We start from the raw sequence: 18970 nt of genomic DNA, 5'->3' as shown, positions 1-18970 counted from the left end.
CCGTATCACCTCCAGCGCAGACAGAATCAGCGCGGATGGCCTGGCTAGCGAGCATTCTCTGCTGGATCGAGTTGAGCCACTCTCTCGCCGGGTTCTCCCGACGAGACTCAGTATCTCCTTACGGTCCTGGCCTACCCGTCCCCAGGGCCCCTACGCGCGCCGCCGCATTCGGCCTCGAGGTCATGCCCACACGTTCGAGGGATGCGGACCCGACGCCCGCGCCCTACGCTGATGCGGGTATGGCCACGCCGTGCACCGGCCCTGCGGGTCGCGGACGAGAACGACGCGCAAGCGACCGTCGTCGGACACCCATCGTGACTACCGAAACGCCCCGGCAGCCACGGTCGGGCGGTCGCCAGGGCGACCTGCCGAGAAGCCACGTACCGCGGTCCGCGGTTGCATGGCGCCAACTCATGACTGCGGTAGCCGCCGGGGGCGGGGCCGCGCTCGTCGTCTGCCTAAGCACCGGACTCCAGCTGGCGTACGGCGTCATGGTCGGCTGGAACGTCGCCGCTACGACCTACTGCGTCGCCGTCTGGGTCACCAGTTGGCGGCTCACGCCTGAACTGACAGCTGAGGTCGCGGTGCACGAGGATCCATCCCGGTCAGCGACCGACGGTCTGCTGCTCGTCGCGGCCGTCGCCAGCATCGCCTCGGTGACGTTCGCGCTCGCGGACGCGGCGAGCTTCCACGGCTTCGGGCGGGCGTTCCGGATCGTGGCGGGAGTCGCCTCGATCGTCTGCTCCTGGTTCCTCGTGCACACGATCTTCACGCTCAAGTACGCCCGGCTCTACTACCTCGACGAGGACGGCGGCATTGAGTTCAACATGGAGCAGCCCCCGGCCTGGAGCGATTTCGCCTACTTGGCCTTCACAATCGGAATGACGTTCCAGGTATCCGACACCGATCTGCAGACCACGCTGCTGCGGCGGCTGGCACTGAAACACATGGTGCTTTCCTACCTGTTCGGCGCTGTCATCGTTGCCGTAGCGATCAATCTGCTCGCCGCCCACGTCGGGTGATCAGCACCGGAAACCCATCGGCGGCGATTCGTCGCCTCTGCTTTTTCGTTCGGCCCACGACACCACGACCTCATGAGTATCGGACTGCCGCCTGTCGCCACGGTGCCGCCGATCACGCTCGCGAGTTGCTTCTCGCTGGTAAAAGCGGAGGTCAGCAGCCTGCGGACGAGGCGTGTAGCCAAGTGTGGTGCAAGGCGTGGCCACGAGCGTGTTAGGCGAATGACACCGTCAACTGCAACCGCTGGATCAGAAGGTTGGGGTTCGAGTCGCTCCGACCACCTCCGATCGCGCCTCTGCGATCTCACGAGACATCTAGGACGCGGGCCCGTGCCTGGTGGCGTAGCCGATGCGGAGGTCGAGGTCCTGGGATCAGTACCGGGACAGGGGTTCCGGCATGGTCTCGACCGATGCCGACGTGGTGCAGGCGGCGGCTGCGTCGCAGGCTGACCGGCGACAGCAGACTGACCGACCTGACGGTGCGCCGACCCCAATGCTCGTGTTGTCGTCGAAGGGACCACTTGATTACCAGAGGAGGAATCGTGACGACCTACGCAGTGGACTCACCTATGCGCAAGCAGGTACTCGGCCACTACCGCAGCTACGAGCTCGCGCAAGCGGATGTCGACAAGCTGGCCGATCACAAGTTCCCGGTCGAGCACGTCGCCATCGTCGGCAGCGACCTGCGGCTGGTGGAGCTGGTGACCGGCCGCTGGACGGCGGCCAGGGCGACGCTCTACGGCGCGGCGGCCGGTGCGTGGTTCGGCGTCCTGGTCGGAATCGTATTCTGGATCGTCAGTCCATGGGCCGGCAGCGCGGTGCTTTCCGGCGCCATCCTGGGCCTCATCATGGGCGCGATCTACGGCGCCGTCAGTCACGCGCTGTCCGGCGACCGGCGCGACTTCGCGTCGACGTCCAGGATCGAAGCTTGCCGGTACGATGTCCTCGTCGACGAGCCTTACATCAACGATGCGATCACGGCCCTCAACGGCGGTCTCGACGGTCCACCGGCCCGATCCTCGACCGCGTCCCCCGGTCAGCGTGCCAAGTGACGCCTCTTGGAGCACTCGGATGGTCGCGGTCCGCGCAACCCTCGGAAGGACAGGGACTACACCGCCGCGCAGCAGAGCGGCGCCGGCTTGAGCGATAGGCCGCCCGCGCCGAAGGGTTGACGGTCTGAACTCCAACCCAGCTGCGTGCGCTTCGACCTGCCCGGCGGCGGCGCCGAAGGGTTGTCCGTCGCACCGGTGAGCACCAGTCCTTCCTCAACATCCTCGGGTGGCACGGCGTCTGCGGCACTGCTCCCGCATGGCAACCGCGCGCTCGAGTGGATCGAGCCTGACTGCGATTCCCTACGGCGACGGGCTTGTCGGTCTCGGGATCTACGGGCTGGCCGCCGACCCGTCGTGACTCATCGGCGGTCGGTGACGTGATCGCGCGGTGGGTCGGCCGCTTATCGAGTACGACGAGGAGCACGGGACGAATCTCGGCGAGACTCTCTCGCGGGCTACCTCGAACACGGCGCGACCTACGACGCGACGTCTAAAGCCCTGACCATCCACCGCAGCACCCTGCGCTACCGGCTCCCGCGGCTCCGGGAGATCTCGGGCCCGATCTGAACAGCTCAAACCCGCGCTTCAACCTCCACAGTTGGCGACTCGTGCGCTGTCGATTCTCGAGGAATAGCGGCGCTGTTCCTAACACACCGCCGACGTGACGGCCGGATGTCTACCCGGACAGGGGATGCCCGGTCGGCGCTACCAGGCGACAGTCGAGTCCGTAAGCAGAAATTCTCGAGGGAAGGAGTAGGCAGATGACTACTGCGGTCGAAGCGCGGGCCGACGAGCAGATCCAGAAAGACGTGATCGAGGAGCTCAAGTGGGATGCCCCCGTGCAGCCCAACGAGATCGGCGTGATCGTCAAGGACGGAGTCGTGTCGCTCACAGGATGGGTCGACAGCTACACCAAGAGGTGGGCGGCGGAGAAAGCCGCGCGCCGGGTGCGTGGCGTCGTGGCGGTCGCCAACGACATCGAGGTGAAGCTGCCACACAGCGCTGAGCGCACTGACGCCGAAATCGCCGCCGAGGCCGCGCGAGCGCTCGACTGGGACACCACGATCCCGGAGGGCAAGGTCCAGGTCACGGTTTCCAAGGGCTGGGCGACCCTGCGCGGCGAGGTTCCCTGGCACTTCCAGCGGCTCGATGCCGAGCGAGCAGTACGCCGACTCAAGGGGGTCAAGGGGGTCACCAACCTGATCTCCGTCAAGCCGCTCGTGAAGCCGTCACCGGCCACCTTGAAGAGCAAGGTCGAGGGCGCGCTCTTGCGCAGCGCGGAGACCGAAGCGCGAAACATCGACGTACAGGTCGACGGCGGCACCGTGACCCTGAGCGGCAAGGTGTCTTCCTGGGCGGAACGACGCGAGGCGGAGCGCGCGGCCTGGAGCGCCCCGGGTGTGGTCGAGGTGAACAACAAGATCAAGGTCCGGCCTTTCGGCAACTGACCGACTGCACCCGGCAGGGACCGAGAGCTCACCGGACCTGGCGGTCGCCGGCAGCCAGTCGCGCGGTGGCCCGTCCGGTGATCTCGGTCGGCTCGAGTGGCATGGGAGCAGCGGCGGCTGCCAGGGTAGCTCGAGTTCACTGTGGTGGATCCGCGGCCTGCTCCAGCAAACGCAGTGCGCGTCGGCTCCGGCCGGACAGCCACTCAGATCGATGCGGGCCGCACCCTGAAGCGAGGCACCCAACTGATCATCTCTGGGTCCCGAGTGGGTGCCCTGGATGATGGATGCCCTCGACGAGGCAGCCGCGACAGGCGACGTCTACTTGTGGTCGGACGACAATCTCTCCAACGACTACTTCTTGCAGTCTCTCTCGTCGGACGTTCGTCGCCGGGTGGCGGAGTAACCGGGCGACGGGCGAGTGTGTTGTTTCAAAGGTTTCGACGATGAGTCGTTCTCGTTCAACATCCAGGCGACCCTGGACCTGTTCGCCCGACAGTTCGACCTCTTCAGCCGGCTACTTGCCAAGGGCCTCGACCTGTACGCATACACGACCTTTACCAGCCCGACCGCGGACGGTGTGCCGACTGCGATGCGGACGTTTGTCGACCGACTTCAGCGGATCTCCGAGGCACTTCCGTTGCGGACTGTGCCACTGGAGATCAGCTTCCCGCACCGAATGACAAGGGTGAAACATGCAAAAGCCCAGGTCAGCAGCGGAGGCTCCGGGATTTGAACCCGGGATGGGGGTGAACCCAAACCGCATTAGCAGTGCCCCGTCAGCGCGTCCGTAGGAGTCCAGGGTCGGCCCCAGCGGTCCGCCGGATCTGCGTTGTCGCAGGTCAGTGCGCCGCACCGGACGTCGACGGTCTTGAGTGGACTCGTGCGGACGGCTCCGAGTAGCGATCGAACTGCAACTGAAACTGCAACTGGGCTGCGCGCGCCGAACCCCGACCTAGCCGTAGCGTCGTGCCGCCGGCGGTGCCCGAAGACTGTGAATTGCTCACAGGTGAGTTGGGGGCAATCGGCCATCTACTGAGTTCAGTCGCCGCCAGAGCGGCGGTGCGACTCGACGAAGGGGATGGACGTCATGGGCAACAAAAAGATGTTTCTGAGCTTGATTTCGTGGGCGGCGTTCACGATCCTGGCCGACCACGGTGGCACCGGCTTCGTGCCGGTGGCAGCGGCGATCGCAGGCCTGATCGCGCTCGCGATCACGATCTTCAACACCCGTGGTTCGAAGTTGAAGCTGATCGACGCGACTGGCGTGGTGACCTTCGCGGCGATGACCGCGATCGCGTTCGTCGGCGACGACGCGGTGCGTCGGCACATTGTCGACTACGGTCGCGGGGGCTGCGCTCTCGTGCTCGGTCTGGTAATGCTGGCTTCGCTCGCGTTCACGCCGTTCACTGAGCAGTACGCGCGAGAGGCGACGCCGCGGCAGTACTGGACCTCGCCGATCTTTCACGCCGTTAACCGCAAGCTCACCGCAGTGTGGGCCGCGGCGATCATTGTGATGTCCGGTGGGCACTTCCTCTCCGGTTATCTGCAGGCGGCTGGCGAGCTGCACCGCCGTACCAACCTGGCTCTCAACTGGGTGCTCCCGGTCGTGTTGGTCCTGTTCGCGCTCAAGCAGACCAGCCGCATCACCAGCAGCGACGACGCCCCCGCGGCGCCGACGGTCACCGCCTGAGCGGCGCGACAGGCCGACCGGAACAACCAAAGGGGCATGAGATGACCACCACAGCCGTAACCGCAGCTCCGACAAGGGAGCTCGACCTTTCCGAGGTTGGCAGCGCCGCAGCCGGCGCGATCAGCCGGAGCCAGATGAATATGGTGTTCGCCACGGTCATGGTCGCGATGCTGCTCTCTGCACTCGACCAGACGATCGTGTCGACTGCGCTGCCAACGATCGTCGGTGACCTCGGCGGTGGCCATCTGTCGTGGGTGGTATCGGCGTACCTGCTCGCCGACACGATCTCGACCGTCCTGACCGGGCGGCTCTCAGACCGGTTCGGCCGAAAGCTTGTGCTTCAACTCTCGGCCGGGATGTTCGTCGTGGCCTCGGCGATGTGCGGCTTCGCGCACAGCATGACCTGGCTGATCGCATGGCGAGGGATCCAGGGTCTCGGCGCAGGCGGGCTCGGCGTCACCGCCAGTGCAGTGATTGCGGACGTTATTCCGCTGAAGGAGCGTTCGAAGTACCAGGGCGCGCTGGGCGCGGTCTTCGGGGTGGCGCTGGTCCTCGGGCCGCTGCTGGGTGGGTTGTTCACCGATCACCTCAGCTGGCGTTGGGTGTTCCTTGTCAACTTGCCGATTGGCATCGTCCTGATGGCGCTCGCCGCCATCACCATCCCGAAGATCAACGTTACGAAGCGGGCGCCGATCGACTACGCCGGCATCATGTTGGTCTCGATCGGCGCTGCCGCCGTAACCCTCGCGCTGAGCTGGGGCGGTAACTCCTACGCCTGGGGCTCGAGCACGATCATCGGCCTGGTCGTCGGATCGGCGATCGCTTTCGCGCTGTTCGTCTGGGTCGAGTCCCGTGCCGCGGAGCCGATGCTTCCGCTGCACCTGTTCAGCAAGCCGGTGTTCAGCTTCTCCGTCGTCCTGACCTTCATCGTCGGGTTCGTGATGCTCGGCGCACTGACCTTCATGCCGACCTTCAGCCAGTACGTCCAGGGCATCTCACCAACCATGTCCGGCGTCCGCGGCATCCCGATGGTGGTGGCGCTATTCGCGACGTCAATGCTGGCCGGCACCGTGGTCAGCAAGACCGGCCGCTACAAGCTCTTCCCGATCACTGGCTTTCTGACGATGGCGGTTGGGCTGTACCTGTTCTCCCGGCTCACGCCAACCACCGGCTACCCGACCCTGTGCGCCTACATGATCGTGTTCGGCGCCGGCGTGGGCCTGTCGATGCAGATCCTCACCACCGTCGTCCAGAGCACCGTCGACTTCCGCGACCTCGGCGTCGCGACGTCGGGAGTCGGCTTCTTCCGCACTCTCGGCAGCTCGTTCGGTACGGCGATCTTCGGCACGATCTTCGCTAATGCGCTTGCGCCTCTGCTGGCCAAGGCGCTCGTCCACTCACCGGGTGTGAATCCGTCCGCCGTCAGTTCCCCAGAGACGCTGCACGCCTACCCGTCACACGAGATCACCCCGATCGTCGCCGCCTACTCACACGCGCTGCACCTGCTGTTCTTGGCCGGAGTGCCGGTCGCTCTGGTCGGTTTCGCGGTCTCGTTGTTCCTCAAGCAGCAACCGCTGCGGAGCACCGCACAGGCCGGCGCCAGCGATGTCGGCGACGGCTTCAACGCGCCGGTTGGCCCGGACCGAATGGTGCAGCTCGAGCAGGCGATCTCCCGGATGCTGCGCAGCGCCGGGCCGGACGATATCGCGACGATCCGGTCCACTGCCGACACCTCCCTGGACGGCGCCACCGGCTGGAGCGTCGGCGTCGTGACTGCACGGTCGCGGATGGGTCTACCGACCGACCTTCACTCGATCGCCGCGCGATTCGGCGTGCCGGCACCGGTGATGCGACCCGCCTTCGACACCGCGCGGACCCAGGGCTTCCTAAGCGGTGACGACGGTGCGCTTGCCGTCACCGACCGCGGCCGCGAGGAGCTCGAACACCTCGGTACGTCGATCCGCGACTGGTTGACCGAGCGGCTCGCGGACTGGAACGCCGAGGACGACCCGGCCTTCGACGACGCCCTTCGTCACGTCGCTCGCAGCCTGGTGGCATAGAGACCATTTGGATAAATTGCCCTCGCGGGACGGGCTGAGCCAACGAGTCCCGGAGAAGGGGCCGCGGCGGTGATCCGGTGGGGCGAGGAGGTGCTCGGCACCCTGGACGCTGCCGTCGCACGAGCGGCCGGCGGCACGCCGACAGTTCTGGTGGTCGAGGGCGCTGCCGGACTCGGCAAGTCGACGTTGCTGGACACAGTCGGTGAGCGGGCCGCTGGTTTCACCTGGCTCGCAACCGAGGCCCTCGAGACTTCGGCGGCACTTCCCTACGACGTCCTCGCCGGGCTCGGGGTCGACCCCACGGCGGCCACGGCGAGCGGCCAACTCACCACGGTGCTCGCGGCGCAGCGGCTGCGGGCCCGGATCGACGACGAGCTGTCCGGCGACAACCCGCTGCTGGTCACGATCGACGACCTGCAGTGGGCGGACAGTGAGTCGGTCGAGGCGCTGCTCGCGGTCGTCAGCCGCTCCGCAGGCGACCGAGTGCTAATCGCGCTCGCTAGCCGCGCGCTCGACGCCGGCCAGCATCCCGGGTGGCGGCGATGGTCAGCCCGGCCCGGCCGGGTCGAGCGGATCGAGCTGGCCGGGCTGTCGGAGACGCTCGCGGTCGAACTGGTCTGCGAGCGACGGCCGGACATCGACCGCGTCACCGCCGCCCGGCTCTGGGAGCACACTGCTGGAAATCCGCTCTATCTATTCGGTTTGGTCAACGAGTACGCGGCGGGTGACCTCGCACAGATGCGGGAGCTGCCGGCGCCGGCCGAGTTCAGCCAGTGGGTGACCGACCACGTCGCCGGGCTGCCCGAGCCGGCCCGGCGCCTCGCTGCCGCATTGTCGGTGCTGGGCGGCGACTGGTGGCCACTGCGCGACGCGGCGACCGTGGCCGGTCTGTCCGAGCCGACCGCGTCAGTCACCGCCCTGGTCGACGCCGGTCTTGCGGAGAGCCGGCCGACCGCGACCGGAGAGCAGATGCGCCTGGCGCACAGCCTGATCCGTGCCGCGACGTACCGGTCCCTGACTGCTTCCGATCGGCAGACGCTGCACAGCCGCGCTTCGGCCGTCGTCAGCGGCACCAGCGCCGCCCTCGAGCACCGGGCCGCTGCGATCACCGGGTACGACGAGGACCTCGCCGCCGAACTCGACAGCCACGCGGTGTCGCTGCGCAACCAGCTCTCTTATCGGCTGGCAGCGCACTTCCACCGGTTGGCCAGCGCGGTCACGGGCGACCCGGCCCAGCGCGAGCGGCTTCGGCTCGAGTCGCTGCTCGACACCCTCAGCAACGGCGACCGGGCAACGGTGCGCGACCAGCTCGACGAACTGGACCAGTTGCCGGCGACCCCACTACGCGACCTCGTGCTCGCCCAGTTGGCGCAATGGGAACGCCGGGCCCGCGACGCGGTCACGCTGCTCACCCCGCGTTCCAGCCCACAGCCGGTCGCAGCCGACGCTGCCTGGACCCAGCACCGGATCGAAGCCCTTCTGGCTTGGTCCCGGCTGTCTGCCGGTGAACCGGAGAAGCTGATCGAGCAGGCGCTGACGCGAATGCGGTGCTACGACAGTTACGACCCGACCTTCACGCGCCTCGCCATCCTCACCGGCGCTCAGCTCAGCGCACGGCACGCGAGCACCCCGGACCAGGTTGCTGGACTCACGGAGTTGCCGAACAGCCCGGGTGCGGTGCCGGCAGACCAGACGCTGACGCTCGGCTGGCGTGGCTTGGTCCGCTCCAACACCGGACAGTTTGCCCTCGCGGTCGCAGACCTGACCGAAATGACCGACCGGATGCAACACGGACTGGCCGACTTCGGAGGCGGGACGTATCACGCGGCGCTGGCCCGGGCGCAGTGGTTCGCCGGCGACTGGGCGATGTCACGAGTCAACATGCGGCTTGCCCTCGAACTCGGCGGTGACTGGCCGGCGCCGCTACTGCTGGTCAGCGCTGCGCTCCCAGCCATCGGAGTCGGCGACTTCGACGCGGCCGACGAGGCGATCGCCACCGGCCGGGACATAACCGCCCGCTCGCCATGGCTGGAAGCTGTCGACCAGCTGTGGGTGGTCGAGGTGATCCGGCAGCACGCGTCCGGCACGATCGACGCCGGGCTCCACTCGCAGGTCCGCGAACCGCTGGAGAAGGTTCGCCGCGGGGAGCTCACCAAGAATCTGGTCTGGCACGTCCACGCCGGACTGGCCGCGGTGTGGGCCAGGGCGCTCGACGACGCGGCCTTGTGTGCCCAACGGTTGTCCGCTGCTGCCGGCCGCACCGACTGGTCCGAAGCGGCGAGTGCCTGGGTCCGCGGACTGGCAGCGGAGGCCAACGGCGGCGGCAAGACCGCGCTCGCGGCTCTGCGCGCGGCCACCGCGCAACCACTTCAATCCATGCCGCTGTACGGCGCGCACATCCACGTGGATCACGCCCGGGTCGCGCATCTGATGAACGACTCGTCAGCCGCAGCCCGGTCACTCGAACTTGCGTCCACCACCTACCAACAGCTCGGCGCCGCGTCCTACCTCCGACACGTCGATGAGATACGGAAAACAACCGCCGCGATCAAGACCGCGACACTCTCACTGTCCGACCGTGAGCGAGACGTGCTCGCCTTGGTGACCTCGGGCATGAGCTACGCGCAGATCGCCCGCAATCTGTTCATCACACAAAGCACCGTCGGCTACCACCTCGGCAACATCTACGCCAAAGCCGACGTGTCGTCCCGACACGAGCTCACCGAGCTGGCGCGTCAGAGCCCGGGGTTGTTCGGTCTGCCCGCGACGGCGTGAGCGCGATTGCAACTAAAAATGCGGGTAGGAGATAGTCCTCTAGCGGATAGAAGCAGCAGAAAGTGCAACACCGCAGGTCAGCAGCGGAGGCTCGGGGATTTGAACCCCGGATGGGCGATGAACCCAAACCGTATTAGCAGTGCTCCGTGAGCGTGCCCGTAGGTGTTCGCCCGTGGCCGCAGTCGTCCGGGGGGCGAACGTTTGTGCACGTCAGTCCCTTGCGCCGGATGGCTGCGGACGCGGCTGGACCCGGATGGACGACGCGGAGTGGCGTTCGAACTGCAACTGAAACTGCAACTGGCAGGACGGGCAAACGGCGGCACCCGTTGCGCCGGTGCGGCCTGCAGCGACCGGTGCCCAGGCCATGCGTTGATCCAGATCCGCCCGGAGGGTTCACGGTCTGACGGGTTTGGCGGGAAGGGTGCGCACGTAGCCAATTGCCACGTCGAGCCATCGCTGCAGCGCTCGCTCTTTGAGGCCGAGGGGAGCGACGTAGACCATGCCCTTCATTGGTCGGCCGGTGAAGTCCATCGGGCGGGTATGCGGTTCATGGAGAGCGGCGGCTGCGAGCTGCGCGTTGAGCCGGAGCATGAGCGAGTCGCCGACGATGCCGCAGGTCATGTTGCCCGAAAGCGTGAAGCATAGGCCGCCGAACATCTTTCGCTCGTCCAGGTCCGGTTCATTGGCGAGAATGTCTCGGACCCGGGCGGCGAGCGCTTCGTCGTACATCGTTGTCGCGTTTCGGCAGACTCAGCGGGCGTCTGCCGCTGGGGTAGGCCCTTCACTGCGCGCTTTCAACCCGCCGAGAAACGCGATGACGCCGGCGTTGAAGCCGCGGCGGAGCATCGCGGCGTCGAGGAGCCTTCCGGCCCACCCGAATTTCGGTGTGTACTCCATTACCTGCGTGACGACCGTCGATCCGTTCTGGTGCGCGAAGGTATAGGTGTGCTGCAACCGAGCGATCGGGAAGTTGCAGGCTGTCAACTCATACGTGAGGCTCGCGTCTGGCTCCAAGGCGGCCAATCGTTCTTCGAACCAGTGCTTCCCGTCGCGCATGGTCACGCGGCGAGTGGCCCCCTGGCCTGCTCGCGCACCGCACGTGACCTCGACGGCCTTGACGGTCGGGTCGTAGTCGGCGAGAGCGCCCAGGTCCGCGACGATCGCCCAGACTGTTCCGGGCGACGCATCGATGGATATCACGTTGGTGAGGCGGGTCATGAGTCGCAGCCTAGAGAGATAGGTTTTCTTTTGCAACCTTGCTAGGCTTCGAGCCATGGCAGCCGCTCGTCGTTCGGATTGCCCGATCGGTTTTGCTCTCGACTGCTTCGGCGACCGTTGGACGCTTCTCGTGATCCGCGACCTATTGTTCAAGGGGAAGCGACGATTCCAGGACTTTCGTCGAAGCGAGGAGCGGATCGCGTCGAACATCTTGGCGGAGCGCCTTCGCGCGCTTGAGTCTGCGGGCATCGTCGATCGGCACGTCGCGGCCCGCAATGAGGGCGGCGTGACCTACTGCCTGACCACAAAGGGCATCGACCTGGCTCCGGTCCTCGTCGAGATGATCATCTGGAGCGCTCAGTACGACGCGCGGACGGCCGCCGACCCGGAGTTCGTCGCCGCAGCGAGAGCGGACCGCAACGCGCTACTGGACGCGATCGCCGCTACGTATCGAGCCGATCAAGGTCGGGACTTCGCCACGTCTTGAGGCCCTACACAAGTACCCAAGTGTCATAGCGAGTCGATCCAGCGCTCTAACCGTCGGCCTTCGGCGGTTAGTACTGATGGATCGCGGGTGGTGTGGGTCAGAACAGCTGTTCCCTGGTAGCTCGCGAGGAAGGTGAGCGCCAGTTGGCGCGCGTCGCGGTGACCCAGGGTACGGAACTGGTCCTCCAGCCATGCGAGCGGCAGGTTCATCAGACGGGCGACGTCGTGGTTCTGTTCGCTCTTGTCGAGTTCCGAGCACAGTGTGCCGTGCGGGCAGCCGTACTTAGCGATGAGATCCGCGCGAGCCGCAAGCGTCCGTGTGAGGGCCTTCAGCCGCGCTTTCGGCGTGCGGTGTTGACCGAGGGACTCAATGGTGTCGAGTACGCCGCGAACATGCGCCTCGACGACGGCTGCGACCAGCGCGTCTTTCGTCTTGAAGTAGTAGTAGATGTTGCCGAGCGGAACGTCGGCTACCTCGGCGATGTCAGCGAGCGTGGTCTTTTCAACCCCTTGTCGGTGGACGAGCTCAGTCGCCGCGTGAACCAGTCGTTCCCGTTTGCCTGGCACAGGCCCGGTCGTGACCATGCCCGTCTCCTTAGTTAGCCGTCTGACTTGCATTGTAGACATCAAGGCCGCATGATATGAGTTAGAAGTCCAACTAAGTCTGTAGAGGGAGCAGTGCTATGGCCACTTCCACCGTCGCGGCCGGCGGCAGCTCGTTCCTGGCCTCGCGGCGGGGGAAACTGACACTTCTGTTGCTCTGTTTGGTGGCGTTCCTCGATTACGTCGACGCCTCGATCGTCAATGTGGCGCTGCCCTCGATACACGACGACCTGCATGTGTCGGTGCAGAACGTGCAATGGGTGATCAGCGGGTACCTGCTGACCTACGGCGGTTTCATGCTGCTCGGTGGTCGGGCGGCGGATCTGCTCGGACGGCGCCGCCTGCTGGTGGCCGGCACGGTCGTGTTCGCACTCGCATCGCTGGGCGCCGGCCTCGCGAACGAATCGGGCGTACTGGTCGCTGCTCGGCTGGTCCAGGGCCTGGGTGCCGCCATGATGCTGCCGGCGGCACTGTCGCTGGTCACCACGAGCTTCAGTTCCGGTACTGATCGCACGAAGGCCCTCGGCGCGTGGGGCGCGATGGCAGGAGTTGCGTCGGCAGCCGGCGTGCTGCTCGGCGGTGTCCTTACTCAAGGACCGGGATGGCGCTGGGTGTTCTTCGTCAACCCGCTGGCCTGCGTCGGAATTCTTGCCGGCACGCTTCTCCTGATCGATCGTGACCGCCCCCGTGCTGGCGTCGCGCGATTTGACTTGCTCGGTGCCCTGCTGTCCACGGCCGGGATGCTGCTGCTGGTCTACGGGATCGTGCGCGCGCCGATCGTCGGGTGGGGCGCGACATCAACCGTGTGCTGCCTGATCGCCGCGGCGATCATTCTGGCCGGCTTCGTCGTGAATGAACGCCGAGTGGACCGACCCCTGCTGCCGCTATCCGTATTCAGGATCGACGGACTCGCCGCCGCCGACGCAACCCAGCTGATCGCGATCGCCGGATTTCTGTCGACCTTCTTCTTCCTGACCCTGTATATGCAAGACGTCCTCGGGTACTCGCCGATCCGCACGGGCCTGTCGTATCTGCCGGTGACCGGCGGAGTCATCGTAGCGGCCGGTGTGTGCTCCAAGCTGTTCCCCCGCACCGGCACGCGACCGGTGCTCGTCATTGGTGCTCTCGCCGCCGCGGGCGGCGTGGGTTATCTGTCCCGGCTGCCGCTTCACGGCACCTACCCAACCGATCTGCTGCCAGGACTGATCGTCATGTCGCTCGGGCTTGGCGCGGTGTTCGTCGGTGCGACCACCGCCGCCAACGCCGGCGTACCAGCAGATCAGGCCGGGCTCGCCGCCGCACTGATCAATGCCTCCCAACAACTCGGCGGGGCGCTCGGTATCGCGATCTTCACCGCGATCGCCACCTCCCACACGAATCGGCTTCTCGCAACGCACATCGCCCAACCGTCGGCTCTTGCCTCTGGGTTCCACCGGGCGCTGATCGCCGCGGCAGTCTTCCTGGTCGCCGCGGCCCTGATAGCGGTCCGGGCCACCAACACCCGAGGCGAACCGACCACCCTCGAGCCTGTCCCCGTCGCGCCCCTCGCCGCGTAGCCAGCGCCAAGAAGGAGACCATTGCCATGAATGTCACGTCGCAGGTCACGATCGCCCGATCGCGACACGAGGTTTTCGACTTTCTTGCCCACGCGGAGCTTCTTCCCATCTACGCCACTGACTTCGACTGGGTCCAGCGAACCGAAGGCTCCGCACCCGGCCCCGACGCTGTCTACACCTACCGCATGACGCGGGGTGCGCAGGGCACGTTCCGGCACGTCGTCTTCGAGCCCAATGTGAAACTCGCCTGGCAAGGTCCGCCCGCGAGGTCTGGCCCCGGCACTGTCGCACCGGCCGGCAACTGGATCCTGAATGACGCCGACGGTGGCACGATCGTCACGCTCACGATGTCCCCGGAACTGCGCGGGCTCCTTCGCCTCATGGCACCGTTTCTGACCGCCAGCATCCGCAAGACCCTCCCCGAGTCGTTACAGCGACTGAAGGCTCATCTTGAGGCGTCCGCTGATCCCGCCCGCGAGGAGCAGGTGACCCGATGACGATCACTGCCTCCTGGAAGGGAGTCACAATCGCTGAAAGCGAGGACACCGTGCTCGTCGAAGGCAACCACTACTTCCCGCCGCACCATGTCCATCAGAATTACCTGGAACTGAGCAGCACGGTTACGCACTGCACCTGGAAAGGCGACGCCGCCTACTCCCACGTCGCCGTCGACGGGGACCGCCTCGTCGATGCCGCCTGGTACTACCCCGCGCCGTACGAAGCGGCTGCCGACGTTGCCGGCTACATCGCGTTCTGGAATGGAGTCGAGATCTGCGGCATGAATCCCGGCGAGCAGGAGATCTCACCACCACCGCGCGCGGCCGCGGGTCACCACTGACCGCATAGCGGCGACCGGCTCACCATCCTCGGGCGTCTCACAACTGCAACTGAAAAAATGCGGCTCGGTCAATTTCTGTAGCGACTCGCACCACTTAGACACGTGAAGGCCCAGGTCAGAGCCGGGTCAGCAGCGGAGGCTCCGGGATTTGAACCCGGGATGGGGGTGAACCCAAACCGCATTAGCAGTGCGGCGCCATAGACCGGACTAGGCGAAGCCTCCCCGCGGCGGAAGCCGCCGCGGCAACGAGGGTAGCGCAGCGTGGTCGACCCGGTTCGGGGCTTTCCCCGCCGACACCGGGTGTCCCGCCGGATTCCACGAGTCGACGGCACCCTCGTTCGTGGTGAAGACGATGCCACCGGCGGGGTTCGCCGTCATCGTCTCGGCCTGGACGAACCCGTCGAGCCTCGCGGTCGGCTTCGGGTGGTGCTTCTCGAGCGCCGCCGGCGAGTAGTACACGAGGTACGGGTCGTAATGCCGAGGGTTTCGGCTGCGGGTAGCGATGTAGACACCGTCGCTCGGGTCGCCGATGACGGCGCCGACCTCGAGCGACAGCGGCAAAGTGAGGGTCGCCCGATCGCTGATGGCCGGGAAGTACGACGCCCGCCGGCCGGTCACGATCCAGATCCCGTACGACGGCGCCGGAGCGACCAACGTGGGGGTGCCGCCGATCACGACGCTGTTCCCGCTCGGCAGCTCGCGCATCAGGCCGCTTCGGCCCGCGACCAGGACCGAGCTCGGTCCGAGTGGTACGACGAAACGCGCGCCGCTGACCGATGACACCGCCTGCGCGCCGAGCACGCCGTCGCGCATCGTCATGACCTGGTTGGCGCGCGGCTCGGTCAGCCAGACGAAGCGGTCGGTGAAGGTCACCTCATCGATGGCGATCGACGGCGTCGAGCGCTCGACGTCCACGCCACCCGCACCGTCCACCGTCGCAATCGCGGTCGAGGGGTAGTCGTTGTCGTCGTGCCAGGCCCAGGCCTTGCCGAAGCCGTAGGCGATGTGATCGTCAGGCCGCGGGACGCGGTAGCGACCGACGACCTGCCCGTTGACCGGGTTGCGTTTCACGACGTAGGACAGCGACCCGGCCCGGGTCGGGCGGGTCTCGATGGTCCAGATGTAGCCGCCGCCTGCGGTCACGTCGCTCGCGAAGTCGGTCGGGCCCTGCGGGTAGTGCACCGCGCTGGCGAGCACCACCGCAGCGGCCGCCTTGCCGCCTCCGTGCCGTGCCGAACCGGGTCCGATCGACGACGCGATCACCGCACCCGCAATCACGACGACCACAGCAACCGCAGCGCCCTGGCGCTGACGAGTACGCCGGACCGCGCGCATGATGCTCGCGAGAGCGGCGTCGACCGACATCGGGTCGCCGGCGGCGTCGACGCCGTCCCGATCCGTGCCGGCCGGCGACACGTCCATGACGAGGTATCCGTCCGGATCGGTTCGCTGCCGGTCGGACCGACCGGCTGGGTCTCGAAGAAGGAGGCGGTGCAACTCAGAGTCCGGGTCGTCATGCACGCGACGCCAGCGCAACCCGAGCCTGGTCAGGCTCCTGACCAGAACGCGTTCGGCCCGCTGGCGATCTGCAGTCGTGTCGCCGTACTCGGCGCTGACCTGGTCAACCAGCGCCGGCCAGTGCTCGCGCACGTAGTCGGCAAACCGTTGCTCCACGACATCCTCCGCGCCCGGCGCCGCCCGCAGCGCGGCCGGTCCCTCACCGGATGGATCGTCCGGCGCGCCGGGTCGGTTCATTGGTAGCGCCGATCCGGCTGGACCGCCAACCGGCTACGCCTGACTCACAACGTCGTGACGTCGAGATCGCCATCGGCGTATGCCCGGCGAAGCACCTTCTTGTCGAACTTGCCAACGCTGGTCTTCGGGACAGCCTCGATCACCGCCCACCGCTCGGGCAGCCACCACTTCGCCACCCGCTCCGCCAGCCACGTACGAAGCTCGTCCGGGTCCAGCGACTGACCCTCGAGCGGAACGACGCACGCCAGGGGTCGCTCCTGCCAGCGCTCGTCCGGTACGCCGACAACCGCAGCCTCGAGCACCGCGGGATGGGCCATCAGCTCGACTTCGAGCTCGACCGACGAGATCCACTCGCCACCGGACTTGATCACGTCCTTGGACCGGTCGGTGAGCGTGATGTAGCCCTGTGGGTCGATCGTGCCGACGTCGCCCGTGCGCAGCCAGCCCTCGTCGAAGCGCTGCCGGTCGTCGTCCTTGTAGTACGCCGCGGTCACCCACGGCCCGCGAACCTCCAGCTCGCCGACCGCCTTGCCGTCGCGCGGCTGCACGTCACCGGCGTCGTCGACGATGCGGCCCTCCACACCGAACAGGAGCCGCCCGGCCTTCGCCTGGTAGTCCCAGGACGCTTCTCCCGTCAGGCCGGTGGGCGCTTTCGCAACCGCCGCGACCGGAGAGGTCTCGGTCATGCCCCAGCCCTGGATGATGTGGATCCCGAACTCCGCCTCGAACGCCGCGATCAACGACCGAGGGACCGCCGAGCCGCCGCACAGCACGTTGCGCAGGGTCGAAAGATCGTGACCCGGGTTTGCCCGCAGGTACTGGAGGATGTCGTTCCAGATCGTCGGGACCGCGGCCGAGATGGTGACCCGCTCGGCTTCGATCAACCCGACGAGCGGCGCGGCCTGCAGGAACCGGTCCGGCAGGATCAGGTCGGCGCCCGACATGAAAGCCGCGTACGGCGTCCCCCACGCGTTCGCGTGGAACATCGGGACGATCGGCATCGTGCGGTCGTCGGCGCCGAGGCCGTTGTTGTTCGCGGTCGTTGCGGACAACGAGTGCAACCAGCACGAGCGATGCGAGTAGACCACGCCTTTCGGGTTGCCGGTGGTGCCGCTCGTGTAGCACATCGCCGCCGCGGAGCGCTCGTCGATGTCGTCCGGCCACTCGAAGGTCGGCGACGCCTCACCGACCACCTCCTCGTAGGAGAGGATCTCCTTACCGGAGGACTCGAGCGCGCTGCGATCTCCCTCGCCGCAGACGAGGACGGTGTGGACCGTGGGCATGTCGCCCAGCACGTTGGCCAGCACCGGCACGAGCGAGCAGTTCGCGATGATCACGCTGTCCTCGGCGTGGTTCGCGATGTAGGTGACCTGGTCGGGGAACAGCCGGATGTTCAACGTGTGCAGCACCGCGCCCATCGACGGAACCGCGAGGTAGGTCTCGAAGTGCTCGGCGTTGTTCCACATGAAGGTGGCAACCCGCTGGTCGCCGTCGATGCCTAGCCACCTAAGAACGTTGGCGAGCCGCGCGGCACGCTCCGCGGTCTCCGCGAAGGACCGCCGCCGACGCTCGCCGCCGTCGCACAGCGTCACGACCTCGCTGTCGCCGAAGACCTCGGCACCGAAGCGCATGATCGAGCCGATGGTCAGCGGAAAGTCCTGCATCGTGCTGCGCACTCGGTCTCCCACGGATCGCAGGTCGCGGCGGCCGGGCGGTCCGCGCTCCTGACATTGTGCGCGGGGCAACCGCGGACGGCTAGCCCCGGCTGGAGTCGCGCGGAGTCTGGCCGGAGTCGACCAGTGCGGGCCGACTCACCGCGACGCGGCTAGCCGACGACGAGGCGCAGCGTGCGCGAGTGGCCCGAGCCGTGCCGGACGGTCGCAGCCACCACGATCCGGTAGACGTCGACGGTCTTCAGGGTCGGCCGGAAGGCGAACGAGTAATGGCCGTGCCGACCGATTCGCGACCGCTGCCAGACGTGCCAGCCGCCGTCGAAGTAGCCCTCACGAAGCACCCGCTGGCCGGCCGAGAACGGCGATGCCGAGCCGCGGATCGTCACCCGGGTCCCTGACCGGACGGCTGAGGCCGACAGACTTGCCCGCACGCCGGGCCGGACCACGTAGTTCTTGAACGCCGAGGACCTCGCGATGTTCGCCGTACCCGGGAAGACCGCCTCGAGCTCGGCATTGCGCTTGGGTCGCAGGACGGTCGAGACCCCGCCGTCGGAGTTCGTCCGCAGCTTGCGAACCTGCACCCACCGGTCCGAAGGCGCCTCTCGGCGGAAGACCAGGACACGCCGGTTCGGCAGCGCCGCGTGGGTGTCCGCGCGCTGCAGCGTCGCGGTCAATGGGATGGCGCCGCCGATCGCAGTGGAGGACTTCACCGACGTCGCCAACGTCGTCGGGATGGTCGGCATCACCGGGTGCGTCGGAGCGGTCGCCGCACCGGTCCCGACCGCGTTGGTCGCGGT

General features: G+C 67.0%; 18 protein-coding genes and 1 tRNA gene. 12 read left to right on the top strand and 7 right to left on the bottom strand.

Features of this window, described 5'->3' with window-relative positions; all coding sequences use genetic code 11:
* Positions 1-413: 413 nt before the first annotated feature.
* The 8 genes from VME70_11255 to VME70_11220 all read left to right on the top strand — a co-directional run bounded on the left by VME70_11255 (position 414) and on the right by VME70_11220 (position 10044).
* On the top strand, positions 414-1022 hold the full coding sequence (locus VME70_11255; GenBank protein HTW20774.1) for a DUF1345 domain-containing protein: 609 nt from the start codon (positions 414-416) through the stop codon (positions 1020-1022).
* 539 nt (positions 1023-1561) lie between these two features.
* The gene (locus VME70_11250) at positions 1562-2071 is read left to right on the top strand and encodes a general stress protein (protein HTW20773.1); all 510 of its coding nucleotides are present in this window, start codon (positions 1562-1564) and stop codon (positions 2069-2071) included.
* Positions 2072-2297: 226 nt separating this feature from the next.
* Positions 2298-2429 carry a hypothetical protein gene (locus VME70_11245; protein ID HTW20772.1) on the top strand — a complete coding sequence of 44 codons (132 nt, stop codon included), beginning with the start codon at positions 2298-2300 and terminating at the stop codon, positions 2427-2429.
* A gap of 403 nt (positions 2430-2832) precedes the next feature.
* Positions 2833-3519: a BON domain-containing protein gene (locus tag VME70_11240; protein HTW20771.1), complete on the top strand. Its 687-nt coding sequence runs from the start codon at positions 2833-2835 to the stop codon at positions 3517-3519.
* 418 nt (positions 3520-3937) lie between these two features.
* Complete coding sequence (locus VME70_11235) at positions 3938-4252, top strand: hypothetical protein (GenBank protein HTW20770.1); 315 nt, start codon at positions 3938-3940, stop codon at positions 4250-4252.
* 354 nt (positions 4253-4606) lie between these two features.
* Positions 4607-5209 carry a hypothetical protein gene (locus VME70_11230; GenBank protein ID HTW20769.1) on the top strand — a complete coding sequence of 201 codons (603 nt, stop codon included), beginning with the start codon at positions 4607-4609 and terminating at the stop codon, positions 5207-5209.
* 41 nt (positions 5210-5250) lie between these two features.
* Positions 5251-7269 carry an MDR family MFS transporter gene (locus VME70_11225; protein HTW20768.1) on the top strand — a complete coding sequence of 673 codons (2019 nt, stop codon included), beginning with the start codon at positions 5251-5253 and terminating at the stop codon, positions 7267-7269.
* Between the two features lie 69 nt (positions 7270-7338).
* The gene (locus VME70_11220) at positions 7339-10044 is read left to right on the top strand and encodes a LuxR C-terminal-related transcriptional regulator (GenBank protein ID HTW20767.1); all 2706 of its coding nucleotides are present in this window, start codon (positions 7339-7341) and stop codon (positions 10042-10044) included.
* Between the two features lie 393 nt (positions 10045-10437).
* On the opposite strand, the gene VME70_11215 is transcribed toward VME70_11220, so the two are convergent.
* A complete protein-coding gene (locus tag VME70_11215; GenBank protein HTW20766.1) occupies positions 10438-10773 on the bottom strand; it encodes a TfoX/Sxy family protein in 336 nt (111 codons plus the stop codon).
* 21 nt (positions 10774-10794) lie between these two features.
* Positions 10795-11262 carry an SRPBCC family protein gene (locus VME70_11210; GenBank protein ID HTW20765.1) on the bottom strand — a complete coding sequence of 156 codons (468 nt, stop codon included), beginning with the start codon at positions 11260-11262 and terminating at the stop codon, positions 10795-10797.
* A 55-nt stretch (positions 11263-11317) separates the two neighbouring features.
* Here VME70_11210 and VME70_11205 point away from each other — a divergent pair, with 55 nt between their 5' ends.
* The gene (locus VME70_11205; protein ID HTW20764.1) at positions 11318-11749 is read left to right on the top strand and encodes a helix-turn-helix domain-containing protein; all 432 of its coding nucleotides are present in this window, start codon (positions 11318-11320) and stop codon (positions 11747-11749) included.
* Positions 11750-11772: 23 nt separating this feature from the next.
* Here the strand turns inward: VME70_11205 and VME70_11200 are convergent, their stop codons facing one another.
* On the bottom strand, positions 11773-12333 hold the full coding sequence (locus tag VME70_11200; GenBank protein ID HTW20763.1) for a TetR/AcrR family transcriptional regulator: 561 nt from the start codon (positions 12331-12333) through the stop codon (positions 11773-11775).
* A gap of 98 nt (positions 12334-12431) precedes the next feature.
* On the opposite strand from VME70_11200, the gene VME70_11195 reads away from it, so the two are divergent.
* From VME70_11195 to VME70_11185, 3 genes are read left to right on the top strand one after another with little or no spacing between them, the layout of a single operon-like run.
* Entirely contained in the window at positions 12432-13907 is a 1476-nt protein-coding gene (locus tag VME70_11195; protein HTW20762.1) for an MFS transporter, read from the top strand.
* A 26-nt stretch (positions 13908-13933) separates the two neighbouring features.
* A complete protein-coding gene (locus tag VME70_11190; GenBank protein ID HTW20761.1) occupies positions 13934-14404 on the top strand; it encodes an SRPBCC family protein in 471 nt (156 codons plus the stop codon).
* The gene (locus VME70_11185) at positions 14401-14745 is read left to right on the top strand and encodes a DUF427 domain-containing protein (protein HTW20760.1); all 345 of its coding nucleotides are present in this window, start codon (positions 14401-14403) and stop codon (positions 14743-14745) included. Before VME70_11190 ends, VME70_11185 begins: the two co-directional genes overlap by 4 nt.
* Positions 14746-14878: 133 nt before the next feature.
* On the opposite strand, the gene VME70_11180 is transcribed toward VME70_11185, so the two are convergent.
* From VME70_11180 to VME70_11165, 4 genes are all read right to left on the bottom strand, one after another.
* Positions 14879-14967 (bottom strand) — tRNA-Ser (locus VME70_11180).
* The gene (locus VME70_11175; protein ID HTW20759.1) at positions 14953-16500 is read right to left on the bottom strand and encodes a hypothetical protein; all 1548 of its coding nucleotides are present in this window, start codon (positions 16498-16500) and stop codon (positions 14953-14955) included. Before VME70_11175 ends, VME70_11180 begins: the two co-directional genes overlap by 15 nt.
* A gap of 44 nt (positions 16501-16544) precedes the next feature.
* Complete coding sequence (locus VME70_11170) at positions 16545-18176, bottom strand: long-chain fatty acid--CoA ligase (GenBank protein ID HTW20758.1); 1632 nt, start codon at positions 18174-18176, stop codon at positions 16545-16547.
* 149 nt (positions 18177-18325) lie between these two features.
* Positions 18326-18970, bottom strand: a 645-nt coding sequence (locus tag VME70_11165; protein HTW20757.1) for a hypothetical protein, incomplete at its 5' end; no start/stop codon positions are given.

The sequence above is a fragment of the Mycobacteriales bacterium genome (assembly GCA_035504215.1).
In the GTDB taxonomy this organism is placed as follows: Bacteria; Actinomycetota; Actinomycetes; order JAFAQI01; family JAFAQI01; genus DATAUK01.
Note: the sequence above shows the minus strand (reverse complement) of the source record. Positions and strands in the feature narration are given on the sequence as shown.

What these genes read in the sequence shown, in the direction of transcription:
- VME70_11225 (HTW20768.1), top strand. Translation starts at nt 5,251, where the DNA reads ATGACCACCACAGCCGTAACCGCAGCTCCGACAAGGGAGCTCGACCTT.
- VME70_11255 (HTW20774.1), top strand. Translation starts at nt 414, where the DNA reads ATGACTGCGGTAGCCGCCGGGGGCGGGGCCGCGCTCGTCGTCTGCCTA.
- VME70_11215 (HTW20766.1), bottom strand. Translation starts at nt 10,773, where the DNA reads ATGTACGACGAAGCGCTCGCCGCCCGGGTCCGAGACATTCTCGCCAAT.
- VME70_11190 (HTW20761.1), top strand. Translation starts at nt 13,934, where the DNA reads ATGAATGTCACGTCGCAGGTCACGATCGCCCGATCGCGACACGAGGTT.
- VME70_11240 (HTW20771.1), top strand. Translation starts at nt 2,833, where the DNA reads ATGACTACTGCGGTCGAAGCGCGGGCCGACGAGCAGATCCAGAAAGAC.
- VME70_11175 (HTW20759.1), bottom strand. Translation starts at nt 16,500, where the DNA reads ATGAACCGACCCGGCGCGCCGGACGATCCATCCGGTGAGGGACCGGCC.
- VME70_11210 (HTW20765.1), bottom strand. Translation starts at nt 11,262, where the DNA reads ATGACCCGCCTCACCAACGTGATATCCATCGATGCGTCGCCCGGAACA.
- VME70_11195 (HTW20762.1), top strand. Translation starts at nt 12,432, where the DNA reads ATGGCCACTTCCACCGTCGCGGCCGGCGGCAGCTCGTTCCTGGCCTCG.
- VME70_11230 (HTW20769.1), top strand. Translation starts at nt 4,607, where the DNA reads ATGGGCAACAAAAAGATGTTTCTGAGCTTGATTTCGTGGGCGGCGTTC.
- VME70_11205 (HTW20764.1), top strand. Translation starts at nt 11,318, where the DNA reads ATGGCAGCCGCTCGTCGTTCGGATTGCCCGATCGGTTTTGCTCTCGAC.
- VME70_11185 (HTW20760.1), top strand. Translation starts at nt 14,401, where the DNA reads ATGACGATCACTGCCTCCTGGAAGGGAGTCACAATCGCTGAAAGCGAG.
- VME70_11200 (HTW20763.1), bottom strand. Translation starts at nt 12,333, where the DNA reads ATGGTCACGACCGGGCCTGTGCCAGGCAAACGGGAACGACTGGTTCAC.